This window comes from Pseudomonas sp. S2_A10 (assembly GCF_054668465.1).
The window spans coordinates 3,011,924-3,034,953 of record NZ_CP162773.1; the positions used below are offsets into that span (position 1 = coordinate 3,011,924).

General features: G+C 60.0%; 19 protein-coding genes. 6 read left to right on the forward strand and 13 right to left on the reverse strand.

The annotated features are described in order from the left end of the window. Window positions 1-2 precede the first annotated feature (2 nt). From AB4N41_RS13515 to yaaA, 8 genes are all read right to left on the reverse strand, one after another. Window positions 3-1,469: an alginate O-acetyltransferase gene (locus AB4N41_RS13515; RefSeq protein ID WP_252877484.1), complete on the reverse strand. Its 1,467-nt coding sequence runs from the start codon at window positions 1,467-1,469 to the stop codon at window positions 3-5. 11 nt (window positions 1,470-1,480) lie between these two features. Next, on the reverse strand, window positions 1,481-3,052 hold the full coding sequence (gene algG, locus AB4N41_RS13520; protein ID WP_252877485.1) for a mannuronan 5-epimerase AlgG: 1,572 nt from the start codon (window positions 3,050-3,052) through the stop codon (window positions 1,481-1,483). 26 nt (window positions 3,053-3,078) lie between these two features. After that, entirely contained in the window at window positions 3,079-4,560 is a 1,482-nt protein-coding gene (locus tag AB4N41_RS13525; RefSeq protein WP_056783051.1) for an alginate export family protein, read from the reverse strand. Continuing rightward, window positions 4,557-6,065, reverse strand: coding sequence for an alginate biosynthesis TPR repeat lipoprotein AlgK (gene algK / locus AB4N41_RS13530; protein WP_207808461.1), 1,509 nt, complete (start codon window positions 6,063-6,065; stop codon window positions 4,557-4,559). Before algK ends, AB4N41_RS13525 begins: the two co-directional genes overlap by 4 nt. Window positions 6,066-6,074: 9 nt before the next feature. Then, window positions 6,075-7,244, reverse strand: a complete 1,170-nt coding sequence (locus AB4N41_RS13535; RefSeq protein WP_024011680.1) for an alginate biosynthesis protein Alg44 — start codon at window positions 7,242-7,244, stop codon at window positions 6,075-6,077. Window positions 7,245-7,279: 35 nt separating this feature from the next. Then, a complete protein-coding gene (alg8, locus tag AB4N41_RS13540; protein ID WP_162098720.1) occupies window positions 7,280-8,761 on the reverse strand; it encodes a mannuronan synthase in 1,482 nt (493 codons plus the stop codon). A gap of 79 nt (window positions 8,762-8,840) precedes the next feature. Next, a complete protein-coding gene (locus AB4N41_RS13545) occupies window positions 8,841-10,157 on the reverse strand; it encodes a nucleotide sugar dehydrogenase (RefSeq protein WP_016771595.1) in 1,317 nt (438 codons plus the stop codon). Between the two features lie 809 nt (window positions 10,158-10,966). Beyond that, complete coding sequence (gene yaaA / locus AB4N41_RS13550; RefSeq protein WP_150636190.1) at window positions 10,967-11,746, reverse strand: peroxide stress protein YaaA; 780 nt, start codon at window positions 11,744-11,746, stop codon at window positions 10,967-10,969. 374 nt (window positions 11,747-12,120) lie between these two features. Here yaaA and AB4N41_RS13555 point away from each other — a divergent pair, with 374 nt between their 5' ends. The 6 genes from AB4N41_RS13555 to AB4N41_RS13580 all read left to right on the forward strand — a co-directional run bounded on the left by AB4N41_RS13555 (window position 12,121) and on the right by AB4N41_RS13580 (window position 17,377). Next, on the forward strand, window positions 12,121-13,197 hold the full coding sequence (locus AB4N41_RS13555) for a polysaccharide deacetylase family protein (protein WP_370593496.1): 1,077 nt from the start codon (window positions 12,121-12,123) through the stop codon (window positions 13,195-13,197). A 338-nt stretch (window positions 13,198-13,535) separates the two neighbouring features. Next, window positions 13,536-14,930 carry a PhoH family protein gene (locus AB4N41_RS13560; RefSeq protein ID WP_024011685.1) on the forward strand — a complete coding sequence of 465 codons (1,395 nt, stop codon included), beginning with the start codon at window positions 13,536-13,538 and terminating at the stop codon, window positions 14,928-14,930. A 240-nt stretch (window positions 14,931-15,170) separates the two neighbouring features. After that, a complete protein-coding gene (gene moaC, locus AB4N41_RS13565; RefSeq protein ID WP_252877486.1) occupies window positions 15,171-15,644 on the forward strand; it encodes a cyclic pyranopterin monophosphate synthase MoaC in 474 nt (157 codons plus the stop codon). Continuing rightward, window positions 15,641-15,883, forward strand: coding sequence for a MoaD/ThiS family protein (locus AB4N41_RS13570; protein WP_016771591.1), 243 nt, complete (start codon window positions 15,641-15,643; stop codon window positions 15,881-15,883). Before moaC ends, AB4N41_RS13570 begins: the two co-directional genes overlap by 4 nt. 2 nt (window positions 15,884-15,885) lie before the next feature. Then, window positions 15,886-16,338 (forward strand): molybdopterin synthase catalytic subunit MoaE, encoded by a 453-nt coding sequence (gene moaE / locus AB4N41_RS13575; RefSeq protein WP_016771590.1) that lies wholly within the window; start codon window positions 15,886-15,888, stop codon window positions 16,336-16,338. A 262-nt stretch (window positions 16,339-16,600) separates the two neighbouring features. Beyond that, entirely contained in the window at window positions 16,601-17,377 is a 777-nt protein-coding gene (locus AB4N41_RS13580) for an ABC transporter substrate-binding protein (RefSeq protein ID WP_150742837.1), read from the forward strand. Window positions 17,378-17,478: 101 nt separating this feature from the next. Here the strand turns inward: AB4N41_RS13580 and AB4N41_RS13585 are convergent, their stop codons facing one another. The 5 genes from AB4N41_RS13585 to AB4N41_RS13605 all read right to left on the reverse strand — a co-directional run bounded on the left by AB4N41_RS13585 (window position 17,479) and on the right by AB4N41_RS13605 (window position 22,761). Next, a complete protein-coding gene (locus tag AB4N41_RS13585) occupies window positions 17,479-18,105 on the reverse strand; it encodes a helix-turn-helix transcriptional regulator (RefSeq protein ID WP_016771588.1) in 627 nt (208 codons plus the stop codon). An 84-nt stretch (window positions 18,106-18,189) separates the two neighbouring features. Further along, a complete protein-coding gene (locus tag AB4N41_RS13590) occupies window positions 18,190-19,317 on the reverse strand; it encodes an NAD(P)/FAD-dependent oxidoreductase (RefSeq protein WP_095180426.1) in 1,128 nt (375 codons plus the stop codon). Window positions 19,318-19,467: 150 nt separating this feature from the next. Beyond that, window positions 19,468-20,412 carry an ornithine cyclodeaminase family protein gene (locus AB4N41_RS13595; protein WP_252877487.1) on the reverse strand — a complete coding sequence of 315 codons (945 nt, stop codon included), beginning with the start codon at window positions 20,410-20,412 and terminating at the stop codon, window positions 19,468-19,470. A 117-nt stretch (window positions 20,413-20,529) separates the two neighbouring features. After that, a complete protein-coding gene (rhlB, locus tag AB4N41_RS13600) occupies window positions 20,530-22,008 on the reverse strand; it encodes an ATP-dependent RNA helicase RhlB (RefSeq protein ID WP_252877488.1) in 1,479 nt (492 codons plus the stop codon). A gap of 96 nt (window positions 22,009-22,104) precedes the next feature. Further along, complete coding sequence (locus AB4N41_RS13605) at window positions 22,105-22,761, reverse strand: alpha/beta hydrolase (protein ID WP_041479499.1); 657 nt, start codon at window positions 22,759-22,761, stop codon at window positions 22,105-22,107. Between the last annotated feature and the right edge of the window lie 269 nt (window positions 22,762-23,030).

The window sequence follows — 23,030 nt, forward strand, 5'->3', positions numbered from 1 at the left end:
CCTCATTGCCCGAGCTGCGCGGTCTGTTGACCGACGCCCGGGAATACGTTGCGTTTGCAGATTTTCGCTTCGACTTTTTGTGGCGCGGCGCCAGGTCCGGCTTCAGGACCCTGGACTTCGACTGCCAGCAGGTTTTGCGAGGCCCAGTCTTCGTCCGTGCGCAGCTCAAAGGCGAAACGACCGTCGGTGTCGGAGGTTTCCGGTTTCTCGATCTTGATGTCCTCGTGGCGACCGTTCATGTACCAGAGGGTGGCTTGCAGGGTTTTCACCGAGGTGTCGGCGAAGCGGATATCAACCTGATGGTTGGAGTTCTGCAGGTTCAGGTTCTTGCTGTTGACCAGCAGTTCTTGCTTGCTGCCCGGCTTCAGCGTGGCGCTGGCGGACATCTGCGCGTCCTTGCCTTCGCAACCGTTATCCAGCAGCGCCATCATCTGGCGATAGATGGTTTCCTGGTCGAGGCGATACAGCGGCGAGAATTCCCAGATGAGAATCTTCGGCGGGGTCTTCTGGAATTCTTCGCTGCCCAGGTACTGCAGCATCGAACCTTCGAAACCGCCGCCGGGGAAGGCCACGTTGAGGATGTCGGCGCCGATGGCTTCTTCGAGGAAGCCGGCGAAGTTGTAGTTCTTGCCGCTGTGCGACGTACCGACCAGGGTGATCTGCGGATTGCCGGAATCGCCGAACAGATCGCCGTCGCCTGCCTCGCCTTTCGGCTCGGTGGTGAACTGGTCCATGTACTGGATCGCATAGCTGGTGCCGCACAGTTGCCCGGCCATGTTGTGCAGAGTGCCGGTCTTGCCCATGCGCCCGGAGCGCTTGGTCTCGAATTCACGCTTGGGAATGTCGGCGAAGGCCGGGATCTGCTTGACCTTTTCGGCGACGATTTTTGCCGTGCGCTGGGCGCCGTAAGGTGTCCAGTGCTGGTCGCCACGGAAGTAGAAATCGTGGGCGGGCAGGGTGTCCGGCAGCGATTCGTTGGTCAGTGGCGACAGGTCCGGCACCACGTAGCCCATCTTGGCGAAACGGCCGAGCATGGTCTTGTAGTTGCCCAGCGCTTTCTCGTAATCGAACGCGGCTTTTTCCTGCGGGTTGAGCTTGTTGCGGTTCACCAGGCCACGGGTCGGCTGGTAAACGATCACCAACTCGACGCCTTTGCTCTTGAACGCATCGTGCAACTGTTGCAGGCGCTTGTAGCCGGCCGGCGTGGTGTTGAACTCGGTGCGCAGGTCTTCCTGGGTACGGAACAGCCAGTCGCCCTGGGCCTGTACCAGGGTGGTGAAGTTCTGCTGATAACGCGTGGTGTAGTTCTTCGCGTCATGGGCAGCCGGGCACAGGTTGCAGCACGGCTCGGCGGTGAACTTCGGTGGCGTGACGCTTGCGCCGTCAGCGTCGGCGCGGGCGTTGCCGGCAGCGAGAATGCCGAGAGTCAGGGCCGAGAGGCTGAGCAGTTTGATCATGTGTGGGTGCATAAAAATTATCCTCAGTCCTGCAATTCGGTCTGGCGTTCGACAGGGTCGATCAGCACGGCTTTCTGCTGGCGCACCAACAGATCGAGAATTTCATCCTGGCGCTCGCCGAGAATGCCGTTGAAGCTGATCCCGCTGGACTTGGTCGGCGCCAGCATCGACACGCGATACAGCTCGACACTCAGCGGCGAGTCGATCGACAGCGGGCCGCTGCCATTGGCCGCCAGCTCGCCGCCGACGACGATCAGCGAGACCTGCGCGTCGAACGGGTCGAGCTTGATGTCACGGTCGGTGTCGGTCAGGTCCTTGATGTGGCCGTAGATACCGGTCAGGCCGTTGGTCATGGCGACGTTTTCGTAGAGGCGGATGTTCACGCTGTTACGAATACGAATGCCGTGACGGGTATTGCTGATGACCTTGTTGCCCCACAGCAGGTTGTCGGCGGACTCGTAGAGCGTGATGCCGTCGGTGTGGTTCTTGTAGATCTCGTTGTAGGCAATGATGTTGTTGACGCTGTTACGGTCGATCACCAGGCCCGACAATTTGTTGTCGAAACTCTTGTTGTTGAAGATGAAGCTGTCGTTGACCTCACGGGAAATGATGATCCCGTGCTTCTTCTTCGTGCCGTGAACGGTGTTCTCGGCAATGATCAGACGGTGCGAGCGGTCATGCGGGTCGATGCCGTAGACGATGTTGTCTTTGTAGGTGTTGCCCTTGACCACAAAGTCGCTGGTTTCGTAGCAGTAGAAGCCGTACCACATGTCCGAGAACTCGGAGCCGACGATCCAGCCGGTCGGTTCCGGGCGCTTGAGGACTTTGGCCATGTTCGGCGTGTACTGGGAAATACTCACCCCGTACGACTTACTGTTGGCGTAACCGAAACTGGCCATCTTGCTGTTGACGATGTAGGTCTCGGTGCCGCCCCAGGAGAGCAGGAACGGACGGAATTCCTTCGGCGAACGGAAGGTCGCCGGGCCGTTGTCCTTCTCGCGCCAGCCGGTGACTTTGGTGTCACGCACGAACAGTTTGCCGTCGTTGACCAGGAACGAACCGGCCTCTTGGGAAAGGCGCAGTTCCTGGGTCTGACCGTCGATTTCGAGGATGCCTTTCTCGCCGACCACGATCGGCAATTTGGCCAGGTACACGCCCGGAGCGGTCTCGCTGAAATACTGCTTGGGCAGTTTTTTCGCCAGATCCTTGAGGTTCATGTAGCCGTCGTCGATGAAGATCGCCTGCGGGATGCCGTGCTGACGCACCACCCATTCGGCCATCTTGTTATCGCCGCCGATGAAGTCCTTCAGGGCGTTTTCCTGCATCATCCGGCGCACGCTGATCTTGCCCGGCTTGCTGCGCACGATCTTCGCGGCAGCGGCTTCGGCGGTGAAGCCGGACAGGTCGGGCAGTGTCGGCTTGGCCAGTTTCAGTGCGTCGGTCGGCGCGCTGCTGACGGTGTAGGTCTTGGCCTGTTGCAGTTCTTTGGCCACGGTCGCAGGTTTGGCCGGTTCAACATTGGCGAAGGCGCCGGCGCTGGCCAGCAGCATCGCGCCGGCCAGCAGGCTGAGTGAGCCTGTTCTGGTGCTGATCATGTCGGGCACTCCCTTGGCGGTTTGCATCAGAAGCGCCAGATCACGTCAATGAATGCGCGGTGCATGTAGGAATCAACCTGGCTGCCGTAGGCATCGCCCGGTTTGAACACACCGCCACGGAATCGCACCAGTGCCGAAGGCTCGTCGATCGACTGGCTCAACGCCGCCGGCAACAGGCCTTGCTTGAAGTACTTGGTGACGACCAGGTCCATTTCCTGACCCAGGTCCTTGTTGCCATCTTCAAGCGGCAAGGATGTGCTGGAGAGGATTGCGCCGGTGACGTCGTCGGTGTTGTTTTCCACCGCATTGATGCCGTTGCTGCCGACCGGCTTGTTGCCGTCGACACGCCAGAACTTGTGGTAGATCAGGCTGGCGTCGTACTCGTCGTTGACCATCCACGAACCGAACAGGGTGGCGGTCTGCATGTTGTTCATTTCGCCACGGAACGCTTCGCCGAAACGGTGCACGCGCGAGCGGGTACCGGTGTAGTTGGAGCGGTTGCTCTCCAGACCGTTCTGTTCGTAATCGGCACTGGCGCGGGCGTAGGCACCGCCGACTTGCCACTGCGGATCGAGGCGCAGACGTACGCCGACGTCGGCTGCCCAGCCGCTGATGTCATCGCTGCGCTTGGCTTGTGTCGGGCGCGTGCCGTCGGCGTTCAGCGCGTTGACCGTGTCGCGGTCGCCGCTCATGCCGGTGATGCTGCCCCAGTAGTTGACGGTGTTGGTGTTGCGCCAGTTGTAGGCGTCGCTGTCAGCGGTCAGGCCGATCCAGCTGATGTCGCCGTTCTCGGTCTTGTCCAGCGAGTCGCGCGGGACGCCCGGCTCGGCGTAATCGAGTTTGCCGTCATCGTGAGTGTGGTGGCCGCGAATGCCGACCCACTGGCCCGGTGTCCACTGGTAAGCAGCGTCGGCGTAGGCGTGCAGGCGATCCTTGTCTTTCGGCGCCAGCTCTTTCAAGTCGGTGCGGTATTCGCTGAAACGCTCGGCAACACCGGCATTGGCCCGCAGCAGGGTGGTGTCGAAGGTCCAGTTCAGCGCTTCGATGTTGGTGTCACGCCATTGGCCGTCGTCATTGCGCAGACGCTGACGACCGAACTTGAGCATCTCGCCCGGGTACGGGGTGAGGCCGCTGTAGCCGACCCAGAACTCGCGCATCGCCAGGTAGTTCTTCTTGGTTTTGCGATCACTGTTGTCGGTGGCTTGTTCACCGTCCGATTGTTGCAGGGTGTCGGTCTCGATGATGTCGGTCGAGGTCACCGCCTGACCCATCGCGTAGGCGCTCCACGCGCCGCTTTCGCCGTAGATCCACGGACGCAGGTCGAGGCCCACGCCATTGACGTCACCGCCGCCGGCAGTGCCGAGGTCACGGTCGTCTTCGGACTGGCCGGTGAGTTTCACTTCCAGACCGAAGTTCTTGGTTTCAGTCATCGCAGCCAGTGTCGGGCAAGACCAGAGCAGCGCGAAGGTGAGGCCAATACCGGCCTTCACGAATGGGTTCAGCTTCATAGTTTTTCCTCGCCGTCTTCTTCTTGCAGGGCGTGCAGTTGCAGCGTGTTCGAGTTCAGGGCGCCACGGCTGGCCTGTTCCTGTTGCAACAGGCGGCGGGCTTCGGGCAGGCGCTCGGGCGGCAATTGCGCCTCGAGTGTCGCTGCCAGTTCATCGGCTTGCGGGGTGTTCTGCGCCTTGGCCAGTTGGCTGAATACGTAGGCGTTCAGCGGGTCGGGCTTGGTACCCTTGCCTTGGGAAAACAACTGGGCGATGGCGAAGTCGGCACTGTTCTGGCCGTTGCGCGCAGCGGTCAGCAGGTGGTCCAGAGCCTTCTGCGGATAGACCTTGCCCAGGTAGCCACGACGGTAGATCTGGCCGAGGTAGTAGTCGGCGGCGACTTCGCGGCCAACGGCTTTCTGGAAGTGTTCCTCGGCGACTTTCGCATCGGCCGGGACCATTTTGCCTTCGTAGTAGACCTTGCCCAGCAGCAGTTCGGCGCGCGGCTGGTCGGCGGCGCGACCGTTGTCCAGGTACTTCATCATCTGGTCGACGTCGCCCAGTTCGGGGAAGTCGTAAAGCAGTTGGGCGAGGGTGACCCACGATGCCGGGTAGCCCGGAGCGATCGGCTCGAGCAGCGCCTGCGCGGTTTTTTCGTCAGTCTTGCCCAGGGTCGAATCGGCCAGCACGCGGGCTACTGAGTCGACACGCTGCGCGGTGACGGTGCCACGGCTGTAACCGGCCTGCATCTGCTTGATCAGCTCGGCCTGTTGGTCCGCCTGGCCACGTTTCTGGTAGACGGTGGCCAGTTCGACGTAGCAGATGTCGGTGGTATTGAGCGCGGCCTTGCAGATCTTTTCCACGTCATCCAGATGCTGGTCGTAAGTGCCTTGGGTGCGATACAGCAGCACCTGCGCCAGACCCGCTTCCGGGTAGCCCGACTTGCGCCACTGATCGATCTGCTGCTGCGCGTTGATGTTGGGGAAGCTGTGCGGGTATTGCAGGTACAGCATCGCCAGCGGGATCAACGTGTTGCCTTCGCCATTGGCGGCGGCTTTTTTCAGCAGGGTTTCGGCTTCGTGGTGCTCGGCTTCGGTGGAGCCCGGCTTGGCCACCAGCAGACGACCGAGACGTGCCTGGGCACGCGGCGACACGCTGGCCGCTGCGCGGTAAGTCGCCTCGGCCTGTTTCATCTGCGCCGGGTCGCGGCTGTCGACCTGGATATCGGCCAGGCCGACTTGCGCCTCGCTGTAACCCAGATCGGCCAGTTGCTGGTAATTCTGCGCAGCGGTGGCGGTGTCGCCACGCTTGAGCGCTTCATTGGCCAGACGCTGATCGGGCAGCCCGGCGCAACCGGCCATAGAAACTGCCAGTGCCAGCGAGCACACCATCAATCCCATGTGGGAGCGAGCCTGCTCGCGAAGCAGTCGACTCGGTACTTCAGACAAACCGCGCTGGCCCTTTCGCGAGCAGGCTCGCTCCCACAGGGTCGGCGGTGTGTTCAAGTTATGCGTAGTCACAGGCATGTCCTCGACTTAAAGACCGGCAGCCATGGCTTTGTCGATCAGCCAGTTCAGGTTCGGGCCACGGTCGCTGTTCACTTCCACCGGGCGGCCGGCGAGGCTGCTGTCGAGCGGCTCGTCAGGCTGGATCTGCACGCGGATGTCGGAGGACAGGTCGGCGCTCTTCAGGCTCGTGCTGCTGACGATCTTGCCGGTGCGGGTCTTGTCTTCGCCGGCGATCTGGAAGCTCACCGGGGTGCCCGGGCGCACGTCGCCGAACTGGCGATAGGAGAAGCGTGCTTCAACATTGGCCTGGGTGTTGCGCGGCACCAACTGGAAGATCACGTCGCCCTTGCTCGCGTACTGCCCGTCAGCCACCAGTTGCTGGGCCACGGTGCAGTCGCACGGCGAAGTCAGGGTGCCGGTCATTTGCTTGCCGAACAGTTCTTCAACCTTGGCCGGGGCCAGTTGGTCTTCGGCCAGATGGCCTTTGAGCACGTCGAGCATGCTGGTGCTGAAGGTCGCCAGCGGTGCGCCTTTGGCGGCAACACCGTCGGACTTGACCAGGCTCTGTACGGTGCCGTCACGCGGCATGGTGATGTTCATCCCCGGCACGCTGACCAGACCGGCCTGGGCGTGGCTGACGAAGTACATGCCGTACACCGACTTGAAGATGAAACCGGCAGCGACCAGACCAACAGCGAAAATACCGGCGCTGAAGGTCACGGCTTTCAGACGGCCAAACGGGGTCATGCCGGTGTCGTTGGTCTTGTTCTTGCGCGCCTTGGTGAAGTTGTCGCGCTGCAGGGTCGCCAGCACTTCGCCGATGCTGACGATGTCGCCGGCCAGGTGCGAAGTGATCAGGTGGCGCAGAGTGGAAATGTCCTGCGGCTCGAGGTTCTGGAACTGGCAGCCGGCGCGGCCGGTGGCGCGGTCAAAGGAACGCACCTGCAGTTCAACGTCCATGGCCAGGCCGAGGTTGTCGATGACAAATTGCAGACGCGCCTTGTACACCTCGCCGATGGTCAGTGGCATCTGCCCGGCGTTGAACGCCAGACCGCCAGCCGACAGATCGAGGACCCGCGCTTCGAGCGGAGTCCGGTCAGGGCCGAAGAAACGCAGCTTGGCCGGGATTTTCACGCGAGCGTGCTGGCGCTGGGCTTCGGATTCATGCACTACGTTGACGTTGACGGCGGTATTCATAGGGGCGATTTCCTTGTTAATTCAATAGGAGCGGGTCAGACCATCATCAGCAGCACGGCGACAAAAATGCTGCCGGCGGAGAAGGTCATGGTCCGAGACGACCAGGTGTTGAACCAACGTTGAAAGCTGGCGAGATCACGGGTCAGGGATGTGGGCTGGCGAGTCCAGGATTGTTGGTCGAGGCGGAAGAACACGTAGATCTTCACCAGGGCGCCAACGATCTGGTTGTAATACAGAATCGCCGGGTAAGCAGGACCGATGCGGTGACCGGAACACGACAGCAACAGCGTCAGGATCAGGCGGGTGATACCGATCCACAGCAGGTACACGAGGATGAACGCGGTGCCGTACTTGAAGCTGGCGATCAGTGCGACGGTCAGGCCGAGCAGCGAAGTCCACATCGATACGCGCTGGTCGAACAGCACCACCGAGGTGAACGCGCCGAGTCGGCGGATACCCAGGCCCAGTGCGCGCGAGTTCTGGCGCAGGTTGTTGCCGTACCAGCGGAACATCAGCTTGCGGCTGGCCTTGATGAAGCTCTTTTCCGGCGGATGCTCAACGGTGTTGATCGCGGCGTCCGGCACGTAGAAGGTGTCGTAACCCAGGCGCATCAGGCTGAACCAGCTCGACTTGTCGTCACCGGTCAGGAACTTGAAGCGGCCCAGGCGCCAGTGTTGCAGCGAGTCGCTTTCAACGTCGGCGATGAACTCCGGATTGGTCACCACGGAGGCTTTGAACACCGACATCCGACCGGTCATGGTCAGTACGCGCTTGGACAGGGCCATCGAGCACATGTTGATGTGGCGCTGGGCGAAACGCAGCTTGTGCCATTCGCTCATGATGTAACCGCCGCGCACTTCGCAGAACTCGTTGGTGGTCAGTCCGCCGACATTGCCGAACAGCTGGAACCACGGCACGGTCTTGCGCACGACGCCTTCGCCGAGCACGGTGTCGCCGTCGATCACGGCCACCACGGCACGGTCGTCCGGCAGGTGACGGGAGATCGCACGGAAACCGAAGGCCAGACCATCGCGCTTGCCGGTGCCGGGAATGCGCACGAAGTCGAGCTTGACCCGCTCCGGCGGATTCATCCGTGCCCACAGCGCCTTGACCAGCAGCTCGTCGGACATTTCGACGATCGAGCAGACAATGGTGGTCGGCAGTTCGCAGTCGATGGCTTCGCGGATCACCGAGCTGTAGACCTGCGCGGTTGTCAGCGCGTCAATACGAAAGCTGGTGACCATCAGAAACACATGCGACGGATCGGCCGCTTTACCCAGCTTGCGTACTTTGCGACGCAGGTGCGGGTAAACGATGTAGAGAAAAATCATGCCGCGCACAAAGTGCGTTGCACCCATCGAGTAGCGCCAGATACCCACGGCGCCAATCAGGAAAATGAAGTCCTTCGACTCGGAGTCGAATGTGGACGTGGGCAGCATCAAGGCCAGGCCCATCAGCAGACTGAGATAAAAAAGCCAGCCGGCTGATTGCAGAAAAAAATGTTTGAGCTTGGTCATAACCGTCATCCGAAGGTGATGGAGGCTTCAAGCCGCAAGCGTGTTGCTTTTGCTTGCGGCTTGAAGCTTGAGGCTTGCCTTACCAGCAAATGCCTTCGGTGCGGCTACCGGCGCTGGTGGCCTTGGACATGAAGCCCACCAGGTCGATGACTTGCTTGCCCTGCGGCGCTTCCTGGGCCAGCGAACGGAATTTCTCGTCGCGGTTGCCGAGGATGATCACGTCGGAGTTGTCGATCACCGAGTCGAAGTCGGAGTTGAGCAGGGACGATACGTGCGGAATCTTCGATTCGATGTAGTCCTTGTTCGCACCGTGGACACGGGCGTATTCGACGTTGCTGTCGTAGATGCTCAGGTCGTAACCCTTGCCGATCAGCATTTCCGCCAGTTCGACCAGCGGGCTTTCGCGCAGGTCGTCGGTGCCGGCCTTGAAGCTCAGACCGAGCAGGGCGACTTTGCGTTTTTCATGGCTTTCAACGATGTCGAAAGCGTTCTGCACTTGCGATTCGTTACTGCGCATCAGCGAGTTGAGCAGCGGTGCTTCGACGTCCAGGGAACCGGCGCGGTAGGTCAGCGCACGTACGTCTTTGGGCAGGCACGAACCGCCGAAGGCGAAGCCCGGACGCATGTAGTACTGGGACAGGTTCAGAGTCTTGTCCTGGCAGACCACTTCCATCACTTCACGACCATCGACGCCGACGGCTTTGGCGATGTTGCCGATCTCGTTGGCGAAGGTCACTTTGGTCGCGTGCCAGACGTTGCAGGTGTACTTGATCATCTCGGCAACGGCGATGTCCTTGCGGATGATCGGGGCGTCGAGTTCTTCGTACAGCGATTGCAGAACGTCGCCCGAGGCGGTATCGAACTCGCCGATAACGGTCATCGGTGGCTGATCGTAGTCAGCGATGGCGGTGGATTCGCGGAGGAATTCCGGGTTGACCGCAACGCCGAAATCGACGCCGGCTTTCTTGCCCGAGCAGTCTTCCAGAATCGGGATGACCACGTTGGCCACGGTGCCTGGCAGCACGGTGCTGCGCACGACGATGGTGTGGCGGGTGGTTTTTTCACGCAGGACAAAACCGATCTCGCGGCACACGGCCTCGATGTAGTTCAGTTCCAGGTCGCCGTTCTTTTTGCTTGGCGTGCCGACGCAGATCATCGACAGGTCGGTATCACGAATCGCCTCGGCGAAGTTGGTCGTGCCGCGCAGACGACCGGTCTGGATACCCTGTTGCAACAGTTCACCCAGGCCCGGTTCAACGATCGGCGATTTGCCGGCGTTAATCATGTCGATCTTGTCTTTGGCAACATCGACGCCAACTACGTCATGGCCCCGTGCAGACAGGCAACCGGCACATACTGCGCCAACGTAACCCAAACCAAATATGCTGATGCGCATCGCAATTACCTCTGTATATATCAGGCCTTAGAAGGCCGGAGTTAATGGTGTTCAGCGGTCACTAGTGCACTCGGAAGTGCGGCTTACAGGCGCCACAATGCCGTGTGCAGGCATACAAAGTTCCGAGTGTCTAATAAGTGCACTCAAGATGTGCGCAACTAGGCCTTGTTGTTATGACTTGCCCTGTTATGCAGCCGATCTTCCGTGCGGGAAGACTCTAGTGCAGTCGTGTAGCCTGCTCGACGTCCGGTAGGGAGCCGGTAAATCAAGCAGTTAGGTGCTCAGGCGAGCACGTTTATAGGGGCGCGGCCTTGGCCTTTGTAGGGGATATTAATGGTGCGTATCTCCTGTCCTTCGATTGTTTTGAGACTAGTTAGTCACTCAGGCAAGTTGCTGTGACAACTTGGTTACATGGCTATCAGCTCTGCGTAAGTTATCTCGTACAAACTCGGCGAGAATCGTTACCGGTGGTATGAGCAACGCATTTGGACATAGTTCCAGCCCGCTCATCGTGCCAGCCGAAATTTTTTGAAATATTGATGAAGATGGCACTGGGTGCAAACTGATAGCACTAACGATTTCGCCCTTTAGTTATCGGGGCGAAACCGGGGTCGATATTTTTGTGCCACTACGGGTAAAAAATTTAAGTGCCACTACTGAAAAAAAACTTCAGTGTCGAGTGAAACTAAAATTAGAAAAGAGTGTGTGGTTTTATTGGCGCCATGAATTTGGCGATATGCAGCGGGGGAATTTTGACTTCGGGCGGACTGCACGACTCTGGAGGAAAAGAGTCGTGCAAAGGGCATGCTTTATTCCGGGGCGTGGTCGCGCAAAAACACCAGATTGTCAGGTTTCGATTGTTCGGCGCTGTAGCGATAACCCTGTACATCGAATTGCTTGAGCTGAGCCGGGTCGTTGATGCGTTCCTGGATCACAAAACGGCTCATCAGGCCGCGCGCTTTCTTCGCGTAGAAACTGATGATCTTGTACTGGCCGTTCTTCTGATCCTTGAACTCGGTATTGATGATCCGCGCCTTCAACGCGCTGCGCTTGACCGCAGAAAAGTATTCGTTGGATGCAAGGTTGAGCAGTACGTCATCGCCCTGATCGGCCAGCGCTTCATTCAGCCACTCGCTGATGCGCGTACCCCAGAACGCATACAGATCCTTGCCACGGCCGTTGGCCAGTTTGGTGCCCATTTCCAGGCGATAGGGTTGCATCAGGTCCAGCGGCCGCAGCAGGCCATAAAGGCCGGAGAGCATGCGCAAGTGCTTTTGCGCGTAATCGAATTGCGCCTCGCTGAAGGACTGAGCGTCGAGGCCGGTATACACGTCACCCTTGAAGGCGAGCAGGGCCTGCTTGGCGTTTTCCGGGGTGAAGGCGGGTGTCCAGCTGCCGAAACGCGCGGCGTTGAGGCCACCGATCTTGTCGGACACGTGCATCAACTCGCTGATCTGCGCCGGACTCAGCTCGCGCAACTGCTGGATCAATTCCTGGGAATGGTCGAGGTACTGCGGCTGGGTAAAGCGCTGGGTCGCCGGCGGTGTTTCGTAGTCGAGGGTCTTGGCGGGGGAAATCACCATCAGCATGAAGTCGTCTCCTTTAATCGTGGGGGCGATTCTAGGGGGTTGTCCTTGTTGACTCCAGCTATGGGGGTTATAGGTCGGTGCAAGTGCCGGGATTTGCGACGGTTGGTGGATTTTACCCTCACCCCAGCCCTCTCCCAGAGGGAGAGGGGGCCGATGTTCGCTGGCTTCAAATTTGAGTTCGACTCGATAGCTCAGGTAGACGGATATCGAAAGAACCGCTCGGTCAGCTCCCTCTCCCTCTGGGAGAGGGCTGGGGTGAGGGTGACGACCTTGAATCTTGCACATCAGCTATAGTGCCGCGCGGGTTTTGTTATGGAGACATCCCTTTGCGCATTGTTCTTTTATTCACCGCGTGGCTGCTGAGCTTCGGCGCCATGGCGGCGCCCGGTGATGCGGCGACGCTGGATCGCACGACCTGGCCGGAGCAGCTCAGCAACCCGACCCTGTTCGACGTCGCGTCGCGGGCGGAAATCCTCATGTTCGCTCGCGGCCTGCTCGGCACCGAGTCCATCGACGAGGCTGCACTGGCCCAGCGCCTGGGCCTGCGCACGGTCAATATCGATGCGGTCAATCAGCTGCGCCAGCGCCTCTGGCAGCGCTTGCTCGCCAACTACAACCACGCCCAGCAAAGCTGCGATCAGGACGCCTCGTTCTGCTTCCTCGTCGAAGACCTGCCGACCCTGCGCGAGCAGGCGGCCAAGTTCGTCGTCAGCGACGACAGCTATTACACCAAATGGGCCGAGCCGAGCCGGATCTTCCATTTGCAGTACCTCGACGAGCTGATGCGCAAGGCCGCGCTGTCACCGCAAACCAGTAACGAATTCGATCGTTTCGGCGACTACGAGCGCAACGGCGACGACATGCACGACCGGCTGTTTCTGCTGACCTTCGACAGCGCCGCCAACGTGCAACCGGACAACACCGACTGGCTGACCGAATACCTGCGAAAATCTAATCTGAGCGGGACATTCTTTGTACTGGGCAAGGATATTCAGGCGCGACTCACCGGCCGTTCGGTCAGCAGTCTGCAGGCGAGTTTTTCCCGGCAATGCGTAGGCGTGCAGGGCTGGGAGTTCCGCTCCCACAGCCATTGGCAGGACTGGCAGGATTCGGTGCGGCGCAGCGCCGATCTGGTGAAGAACAAACTGCCGGAAAACTACGTGCCGCTGTTCCGTCCGCCGGATGGCCAGCGCCGCAGTGACGCACAAGGTTTCTTCAATAGCCAGGGCCTGCAAGTGGCGCTGTGGGACATCGATGCCCAGGACGGTGCCGGCAAACTCAAAGGCCCGGCAAGCGCGCAGCGGGTGCTGACCCTGATGCTGCTGTGGCGGCACGGGGTGATCAATTTCAACATGAAACAGGATGCGGTGAAGACGTCCCTGCCGTGGCTGATCACCCAGACTGCGCAGAGCGGTATCGGCTGGGAAGACTGTCAGGACGCGTTTCGTTGAGAAACGACAAAAAGCCCGGAAACATTGGGCTTGGGGTAATTTTCAGGAGGAATTCGATGCAGGCGGACTTCCGACTTTAGCGGGGTACGGGGAGTCCGCCAAGGGCTTTTCGTCACTCTGCAAAATAAACTTAAAAAAACCGTCAAAGAGCTTTTTTATGTCATCGGTTTTGGAGTATTACGAAGACAGACCGCCGAAACCTGCAACACAGGTGGCGTCTTCCCAGACTCCTATTGTGTGCAGTTCATCCAGGCCCTCGTGGATGAATTCGGCAGTCACCTCGAGGCGCAGCACTGTCACGGTATTGCGTCGAATGGCTCCCACAAAGGTGACCGAGTATGGATGATCACGGACGCAGCCCTTCCTCCAACCAGCCAATCCTGTATGTACTCGATACCAACGTATTGATTCACGATCCAAATGCCCTGCTGAATTTCGAAGAACACCACGTCGCCATCCCGATGACCGTGCTGGAAGAGCTGGACAAGCTCAAGAGCGGCCATCACAGCGTGGCCGCTGAATGCCGTCAGGCGATCCGCCTGATCGACAAGACCCTGGGCGATGCGTCCCCCGAGGACGTCGAACTGGGCGTGCCGATCCAGCGCGGCAAGGGCGGGCCAAAGGGCTTGCTGTCAATTCTGATGAGCAAGCAGGCCGAGTCGAACCTGATTCTGCCCGAGCATCTGAACGACAACAAAATCATCAACCAACTGATTGATCTGCATACCCGCGATCCGCAAAAACCGGTGGTACTGGTCACCAAAGACATCAACATGCGCCTGAAGGCGCGCGCCTGTGGCATCGACGCCGAGGACTACAGCACCGACCAATTGGTCGATGACGTGTCCCTGCTGCCCAACGGCTACCACAACATGACCGGCTCCTTCTGGGACCGCGTGAGCAAGGTCGAAACCCGTCAGGACCACGGCCGCACCTGGCATCAGGTACAACTGATCGACAACCTGCCGGCCGTGCACATCAACGAGTTCATCATCGACGAACAGGGCTTTGTCGGCTGGATCAAGGAAATCCAGGAAGACCGCCTGCTGATCCTCGACCTGCATCAGGAACCGCTGCTGCATCAGGAGGCCTGGGGGCTGAAGCCGCGCGACATCTATCAGAGTCTGGCCCTGTATGCGCTGCTTGACCCGGACATTCATCTGGTCAACCTGTCCGGCGCCGCCGGTTCCGGTAAAACCATTCTGGCGCTGGCCGCTGCGATCGAGCAGACCATGGTCAGCAAACGTTATCGCCGCATCATCGCCACCCGCAGCGTGCAGGGTCTGGACCAGGAAATCGGCTTCCTGCCCGGCACCGAAGCGGAAAAAATGGAGCCTTGGCTGGGCGCCATCACCGACAACCTCGAAGCCTTGCACATGGATGACGAAAACACCCATGGCAGCGTCGACTACATCCTCAGCAAAGTGCCGTTGCAGTTCAAATCGCTCAACTACATTCGCGGTCGCAGCTTCCAGCAGAGCCTGATCCTGATCGACGAATGCCAGAACCTCACGCCGCACCAGATGAAAACCATCATCACCCGTGCCGGCGCCGGTTCCAAAGTGGTGTGCCTGGGCAACCTGGCGCAGATCGACACCCCATACCTGTCCGCGACCAGCTCCGGGCTGACCTACCTGACCGAACGCTTCAAGGATTTCCCCAACGGTGTGCACATCACCCTGCAAGGGGTGCCTCGCTCGATCCTGGCCGAATACGCCGAATCGCATTTGTAACCCTTCACCCAGAACCGGGTGGCCCTTAAAGCCGCCCGGTTTTTTTATGGATAAATGCATATCTCCTGTGGGAGCGAGCCTGCTCGCGAATGCGGTGTATCAGTCGACATCTATAGTGAATCTGAATCCGCTTTCGCGAGCAGGCTCGCTCCCACAGGGGGCAACGGTGATTTCATAATCAGTGATGCGGATATCTGACCCACAGGTTTACAATCCACGCTCCTGATCAGGAGTAATCCCGTGCTGACTCATCTCGATTCCCAAGGTCGCGCCAACATGGTCGACGTCACTGAAAAAGACGTGACGTTCCGTGAAGCGACCGCTCAAGCGCTGGTGCGCATGCTCCCTGAAACCCTGCAGATGATCGTCAGCGGCGGCCACCCCAAGGGTGATGTGTTCGCCGTGGCGCGCATTGCCGGGATTCAGGCGGCGAAGAAGACCAGCGATCTGATTCCCCTGTGCCACCCGCTGATGCTGACTGGCGTCAAAGTCGAACTCAGCGCCGAAGGCGATGACAGCGTGCGCATTGTCGCCCGCTGCAAGTTGTCCGGGCAGACCGGTGTCGAAATGGAAGCGCTGACCGCCGCCAGCGTCGCCGCCCTGACCATTTACGACATGTGCAAAGCCGTCGACCGGGGCATGACCATCGAAAGCGTGCGTCTGCTGGAGAAAGTCGGCGGCAAGAGCGGCCACTTCCAGGCGGAGCAGCCATGAAACTGACCGTGAAATTTTTTGCCCGCTACCGTGAAGCGCTGGGCGTGGATTCGGTTGCGGTTGAAGGCGATTTCGCCACCGTCGATGACGTTCGCGCACTGTTGGCGCAACGTGATGGCGCCGAAGTGCTGAGCGAGCAGAACCTGATGTGCGCACGCAACGAAGATCTCTGCCAGCTCGACGAGCCGGTGGTCGATGGCGACGAAGTGGCGTTTTTCCCCACCGTGACCGGAGGCTGAGCATGGCGATTCGCGTGCAGGCCACGCCGTTCGATCCGGGCGCTGAAGTCAATGCGATGCACGCGGCCAATGTCGGTGTGGGCGCGGTGGTGAGCTTTGTCGGTTATGTGCGCGACTTCAACGACGGGCTCGACGTGGCCGGGATGTTCCTCGAACACTATCCGGGCATGACCGAAAAGGCTCTCGGCAAGATCGCTGTCGAAGCCGAGCAGCGCTGGCCGCTGTTGAAACTGGAAGTGCTGCACCGCATCGGCGCGCTGGAGCCGGGCGAACCGATCGTCTTCGTCGGCGCCGCCAGCGCCCACCGCCAGGCCGCGTTCGATGCCTGCGCCTTCGTCATGGACTACCTGAAAACCCGCGCGCCGTTCTGGAAAAAAGAGAACACCAGTGACGGCCCGCGTTGGGTCGAAGGGCGCGACAGTGATCATGCGGCTGCGGATCGCTGGAAGAAGTAGTTTCTGTAGCGCCCTCCGGTCAGTCTTCGCGAGCAGGCTCGCTCCCACAATTGGAAAGCGTTCCCCTGTGGGAGCGAGCCTGCTCGCGAAGGCGTCATCTGTGACACCGAAAATCCTTCCCTCTCTACCCGATTGACGATTTGTACCTGAGAGTCCAGTATGGATTTCCAAGTACAAAAAAGCTTCTGTCTTGCAGCTATCAGGTTGCCGCTTGTAGCTGCTCTTCTTCGCCAAACAAACAACAACCCGCGAGAGAACGAACATGAAGAAACTTCCCCTCATCACCGGTCTGGCTCTCAGTCTGCTGGCTTGCTCCAGCGTCTTCGCCGCCGAGAAAACCCTGCGTATAGGCATCGAAGCGGCCTATCCGCCATTCGCGTCGAAAACCGACAAAGGTGAAATCGTCGGCTTCGACTACGACATCGGCAATGCCCTTTGTGCGCAGATGAAGGTCAAGTGCGTGTGGGTCGAAGGTGAGTTCGACGGGCTGATTCCTTCGCTGAAAGTGAAGAAGATCGACATGGCGCTGTCGTCGATGACCATCAACGAAGATCGCAAGAAGTCGGTGGATTTCAGCCACAAGTACTATTTCACTTCTTCGCGTCTGGTCATGAAGGAAGGCGCGACGGTGGATGATCAGTACGCCAGCCTCAAAGGCAAGAACGTCGGCGTGCAGCGCGCGACCACCACCGATCGTTATGCCACCGAGGTGTTCGAACCCAAGGGCATCAACGTCAAGCGCTACAGCAACAACGAAGAAATCTACATGGACCTGGCGGCGGGGCGCCTCGATGCGATTTTCGCCGACACCATCCCGCTCAATGACTTTCTGTCGATGCCGCGTGGCAAGGGCTACGCGTTTGTCGGGCCAGAGTTGAAGGATCCGAAGTACGTCGGCGAGGGTGCCGGGATTGCCGTGCGCAAGGGCAACGGTGAACTGGTCAGCCAGTTGAACAGCGCCATCGACGGGATTCGCGCGAATGGCGAGTATCAGAAGATTTCCGAGAAGTATTTCAAGACCGATATCTACGGCGATTGATCAAGCGCTTTCGCGAGCAGGCTCGCTCCCACAGGGGTAACGCATTCCAAATGTGGGAGCGAGCCTGCTCGCGAAGAGGCCAGCGCTAGCGATGCAAATCTTCAGCCCTTCAATTCCTTCAAATGTTTGTACACCGTCGCCCGCCCCATGTTCAGCACATTGGCCACGTAGTTCGAGGCGCTCTTGCCCTTGAACGCGCCCTCGGCGTGCAGCGCCAGCACCAGTTCGCGTTTGTGATCGCGGGTCAGCAGGTTCAGGCTCAACTGCCGCTCGCGCAACCAGGCGTGGAGGAAGGTGTTGATGCGTTCCTGCCAGTCATCACGGAACAGCGAGTCCGGCTGCGGAATCAGCTTGCTCGGCGAGAGAAACAGGTCCAGCGCCGCTTTGGCGTTCTCGAACAGGGAAATATTCAGATTGATGCACAGCACCGCCAGCGGCCGACTTTCGCTGTCACGCAGCACGGTGCTCAGGCTGCGAATTTTCTGACCGTCCCAGTTGAGCTTTTCGTACGGGCCGATGTTCCTGTCGCTGACATCCTCGCTGAGCATGTCTTCGAGTGACGAGTCGTCGCCGATCTCGCGCTTGGACAGGTTGTTGGCGATGTAGTCGACCTTCTGCGTGCGCAGGTCGTGCAGCACCACCTCGGCGTGGGGAAAGAACAGCGTGGCGATGGCGTCGGCGATGGCGCGGAAGTTATCCAGCGCTGGGTCGAATTCGGGGGCAGTCATGACAGTGGAGCTCCAGGCAGCGTCAGCGCCCCTTGTGCCGGGGCGCTGCGAGTGTGCCGCAATCCTTTGGACGAGTCGATGCGATCAAGCCAGTCGGGCCGGGGAGAGCATGGCGCTGTCCAGACCGAATTGATGCAGGTGCTCGGGGAATGGCTCGCCGCGCACCAGCGCCGCACTGGCCTGGCCCATCGCCGGCGACGTCTGAATGCCGTAGCCGCCCTGCGCGGCGACCCAGAACAGCCCTGGCACCTGCGGATCAAAGCCGCTGAGCAAATCACCGTCGGCAACGAAACTGCGCAGACCGGCCCAGGTGCGGGTCGGACGGCGGATGGTCAGCGTGGTGGCCTCTTCGATCTGATAAATGCCCATGGCGATGTCGAGTTCTTCCGGCTGCACATCGTGCGGTTCGACCGGATCGGCGTTGGCCGGCGAGCCGAGGAACATGCCGGCGTCGGGCTTCATGTAGAAGGATTCGTCGAGGCTGACCAGCATTGGCCAATGATGAGTGTCAACGCCTTCCGGGCCGGCAAAGATAAATGCGGCGCGGCGTTTCGCTTGCAGACCCAGCGGCTGCGCACCGGCCAGGGCAGCGATCTTGTCGGCCCAGGCACCGGCGGCATTGATAAGCACCGGTGCGGTGAATGTCTCGCCGTTGGTCTGCACGATCCACAGGCCATCGGCATCGCGGCTCAAGCCGAGCACTTCGCAATCGGTGCGCACTTCGCCGTGGTTGCGCCGGATGCCGCGCAGGTAGCCTTGATGCAGCGCGTCGGTGTCGATGTCGCAGGCCGATGGATCGTAGATCGCGCCGTGGACTTTTTCCCGGCGCAGGATCGGCAGACGCGCGCAGGCTTCGTCGGCGCTGAGCAGTTGCATCTGCGGCACGGTGGCTTTGGCGCTGAGGTATTGGTTGTTCAGTTCGGCGGGATCACCGATGAAGTCGACGGTCATTTCGCCGCGCGGGGTCAGCAGCGGGTGCTCGCAAAAGCCGCTCGGAGGACTGTCGAAAAACGCGCGGCTCGCCTGAGTCAGTGCGCGGACCTGTGCGGTGCCGTAGGCGGCGGTGTACAGCGCGGCGGAGCGACCGGTGGAGTGATAGCCGGGATGGGTTTCACGCTCGAGCACGATCACTTTGCCGTGCGGCGCCAGCCAGAACCCGGTGGAAGCGCCGGCAATCCCGCCGCCGATGATGATGAAATCTGCGTGGTTCATGTAGGTCTCCAGTGGGTACGCAATATCAAGGCGTTCGCTAGTCCCTTGTGGGAGCGAGCCTGCTCGCGAAAGCGGTGTATCAGTCGACATCTTCGCTGAATGTCAGACCGCATTCGCGAGCAGGCTCGCTCCCACAGGGGATTTTTGGCGTTAGTGGGTTAAGTGATAAACCGCATTGGCGAGGGCAATGTCTTCCAGGCCCAAGCCGATTGAACGGAAGAACACGTGACGGTCGTAACCCGGGCGCGGCACTTTTTCGCTGAGCAAGTCGGCGAGGTCGCCGACAATCGAATCCTTGTTCCAGCCATGCTGTTCGGCGGCAATCAGCATCTCACCTGCCGAACCCGGCGTGGTCAGACGATAGTCGCAGAACACCTGCATGTCGTTGAGACTTTGCGGCGGTACTTCATGGGCGCGGGGGGCGTTGGTGCTGATCGAGGTGATCAGCGCCGGTTTGCTTAACGTTGCAGGATCAATCACCGGCCCGGCCGACGAGGTGCAGAGCATGATCACATCCGCATCGGCGGTGACGGTCTCAAGGCTGTCGGCAATCTTCACTGACGGCACAATGCACTTCAACTCGGCCTGTGTTTGCGCATCTTCCAGCAGCGACGGCGAATACAGGCTGATGCTCTTCCAGTCGCGCAGCGCTTTGGCGTAATGCAGATGCGCTTGAGCAACCTTGCCGCTGCCGATGATCGCCAGTCGCTGGGCATTCAACGGGGCGAGGGCGTCGACCGCCACGGCCGTGGTCGCGGCGGTGCGCGCGGTGGTCAGTTCGCCGGCATCACAGAGCAGCAGCGGCTGGCCGGTTTTCATCGACATCAGCAGGGTCCATGCCGTCACCAGCGCTCCCTGCTCACGGACGATGTACGGCGAAGTCTTCACTCCGTACACGCCGTCCTCGGCCAGTACACCCAAGTAGTTGATGAAGTCGCCGGCACCCTGCGGAAACTCGACCCATTGCTGCGCCGGCTGCACGGCGTTCCCGGCCGCGAGATCGCGGAACAGCTTGCGCAGGATTTGCGGAACATCGATACGCGCCAATAGCTCATGGGCCTGGGCTTGATCGATCACATAGGGCGTACTGGACATTTCGCGCTCCGAAACTAAACTTATTTTTCCATTATGGACTTTTAGTTCTGGCGAGCAACCATCGGGCATAAAAAAAGCGCAGTCCGTTGCCGGCTGCGCTTTTTCATTTCGTGGCGCTTACTGCGGACGCTTGCGCTCAACCGCACGCAGCAGATGCGTCGGCGGGGTTTCACAGCTGATCTTGCGACCAAGCTTTTCTTCGATCGACGGCAACTGGTAAGAGTCGTCCTCGCCGGCAAAGCTGATCGACACGCCATCGGCGCCGGCACGACCGGTACGGCCAATGCGGTGCACGTAATCGTCCGGGACTTCCGGCAGGGTGAAGTTGATCACGTGGCTGATGCCGTCGATGTGGATGCCGCGACCGGCGACATCGGTGGCCACCAGCACGCGAATCTTGCCTTCGCGGAAGCCTTCCAGAGTCTTGATGCGCTTGTGTTGCGGCACGTCGCCGGACAGCTGCGCGGCGTTGATGCCATCACGCACCAGACGCTCTTCGATGCGGCGTACTTCGTCCTTGCGGTTGGCAAACACGATGACTCGCTCCCAACCGTTATCGTTGACCAGGTTGTAGAGCAGCTTGTATTTGTCGGCAGCGGCCACGGCGTAGATGTGCTGCTCGACGTTCTCGTTGGCGACGTTGGTGATTTCGATTTCGACAATCGCCGGGTCGGTGGTCCATTGCTTGGCCAGATTCATCACGTCTTCGGTGAAGGTCGCGGAGAACAGCAGGGTCTGGCGCTCGGACTTCGGCGGGGTCTGGCGAATGATCTGCCGCACCTGCGGGATGAAACCCATGTCGAGCATGCGGTCGGCTTCGTCCAGGACCATCACTTCGACCATGTCCAGGTGCACGTCGCCGCGCTGGTTGAAGTCGAGCAAGCGGCCCGGCGTAGCGACGAGGATGTCGCAATGCCGCGCTTCGAGGTGCTTGAGCTGTTTGTCGAAATCCATGCCGCCGACAAACGTCATGACGTTGAGGCCGGTGTACTTGGTCAGGTCAGCGGCGTCCTTGGCGATCTGCACCACCAGTTCGCGGGTCGGCGCGATGATCAGCGCACGCGGCTCGCCCATGTAGCGCTCTTTCGGCGGCGGCGTCTGCAGCAACTGGGTGATGATCGAGATCAGGAACGCGGCGGTCTTGCCGGTGCCGGTCTGCGCGCGGCCAATGGCGTCTTTGCCGGCGAGGGTGAAGCCCAGCACCTGCGCCTGGATCGGCGTGCAGTAAGGAAAGCCCAGGTCCTGAATGGCGTGCATCAGTTCCGGAGCAAGCTTGAAATCGTGAAAGCGGGTTTTGCCTTCCTGGGGTTCGACGACGAAGTCTTCGAGTTTCCATGGAATGACCGGTGCCTTGGGCTTCGGTTCGCGACGCGGTCTGGCCGGTTTCGGCGCTTCGCCGGGTGCAGGCTCTACGGCCATTGGCGCGGCCGCAGCGGGTTTCTCTTCGGGCTTCGGTGCGGCTGCGGGAGCGGGGCGGTCGGCCTGCGGGGCATCGGCGCGATGACCGGGGGAGTGCGACGGCGCACTGGGAACTGGCGCGAGCTGCTCAGCCTCGCTTTTACCGAACATTTTCTTGAGTGCTTTGAGCACGGTCATCTCATCAATTGGTTAAGGAATGTACGCCGGCCAGTGTAATGCAAGAATCGGGCGCGGCGTAGTAGGAGGGATCAATGGGCAGGGATTGGTCGACAATCAGCGCAGTCGTTCGCTCAACCAGACACCAATGTCGCGAATCTCTTCAGGTAACACTTCGTGCTCCATTGGGTATTCCTGCCATGTCACGGTGACACCATGCTTCTTCAAATGCTCGTAAGCACTGCGGCCCATCGAGTTCTGCACCACGTTATCGAACTGGCCGTGCAGCGAGAGCACCGGAATGCGCTGCTGGCTGGCGGATAACTCCAGTTCGTCGCTGAATGTCGGTGCGTAAGTCGACAACGCCAGCACCCCACCCAACGGCCCCTGCCATTTCAGAAATGCGGTGTGCAGCACCACTGCGCCGCCCTGGGAAAAACCGGCGAGAAAAATCCGCGAGGCGTCTATTCCGCTGGCGCGCTCGTTTTCGATCAGTTCGATGATCCGCTCTGCCGAGGCTTCCAGCTGGTCACGGTCGATCGCTCTGGCCGGGCTCATGGCCTTGATGTCGTACCAGCTGGGCATGGCATATCCGCCATTTATCGTCACTGGACACGTCGGCGCCTGCGGCAGCACAAAGCGCGTGCTCAGCAGGCTTTCCTGCAACGCCTCGGCCACCGGCAGGAAGTCGTAACGGTCGGCGCCGAGGCCGTGCAGCCAGATCACGCAGGCGTCTGCGGGCTTAACAGGCTGAAGAATCAAGGGCTCGGTCATGTCTGCTCCAAAAATGTGCGGGCGCTCTCATTGAGTGCGTGATTGAAGTGCGCGCCCGGTTGATCCGTTAACAAGATGTCGCAAGGTTACAAGTTTAGCTATTGACGTGTCGCGCAATCACTTTCGCAAGCGGTGTGGTACGGCGTTTGCTATGGAGGTTTGCGTACGAAGCGTCCTACGCGTGGCGGTAACACTATCAGTGTCAGTCGCGTGATGGGATAGCAACGAATCCGGTGATGGATGTTCGCCAATGGCCGCTACGGGCTTAG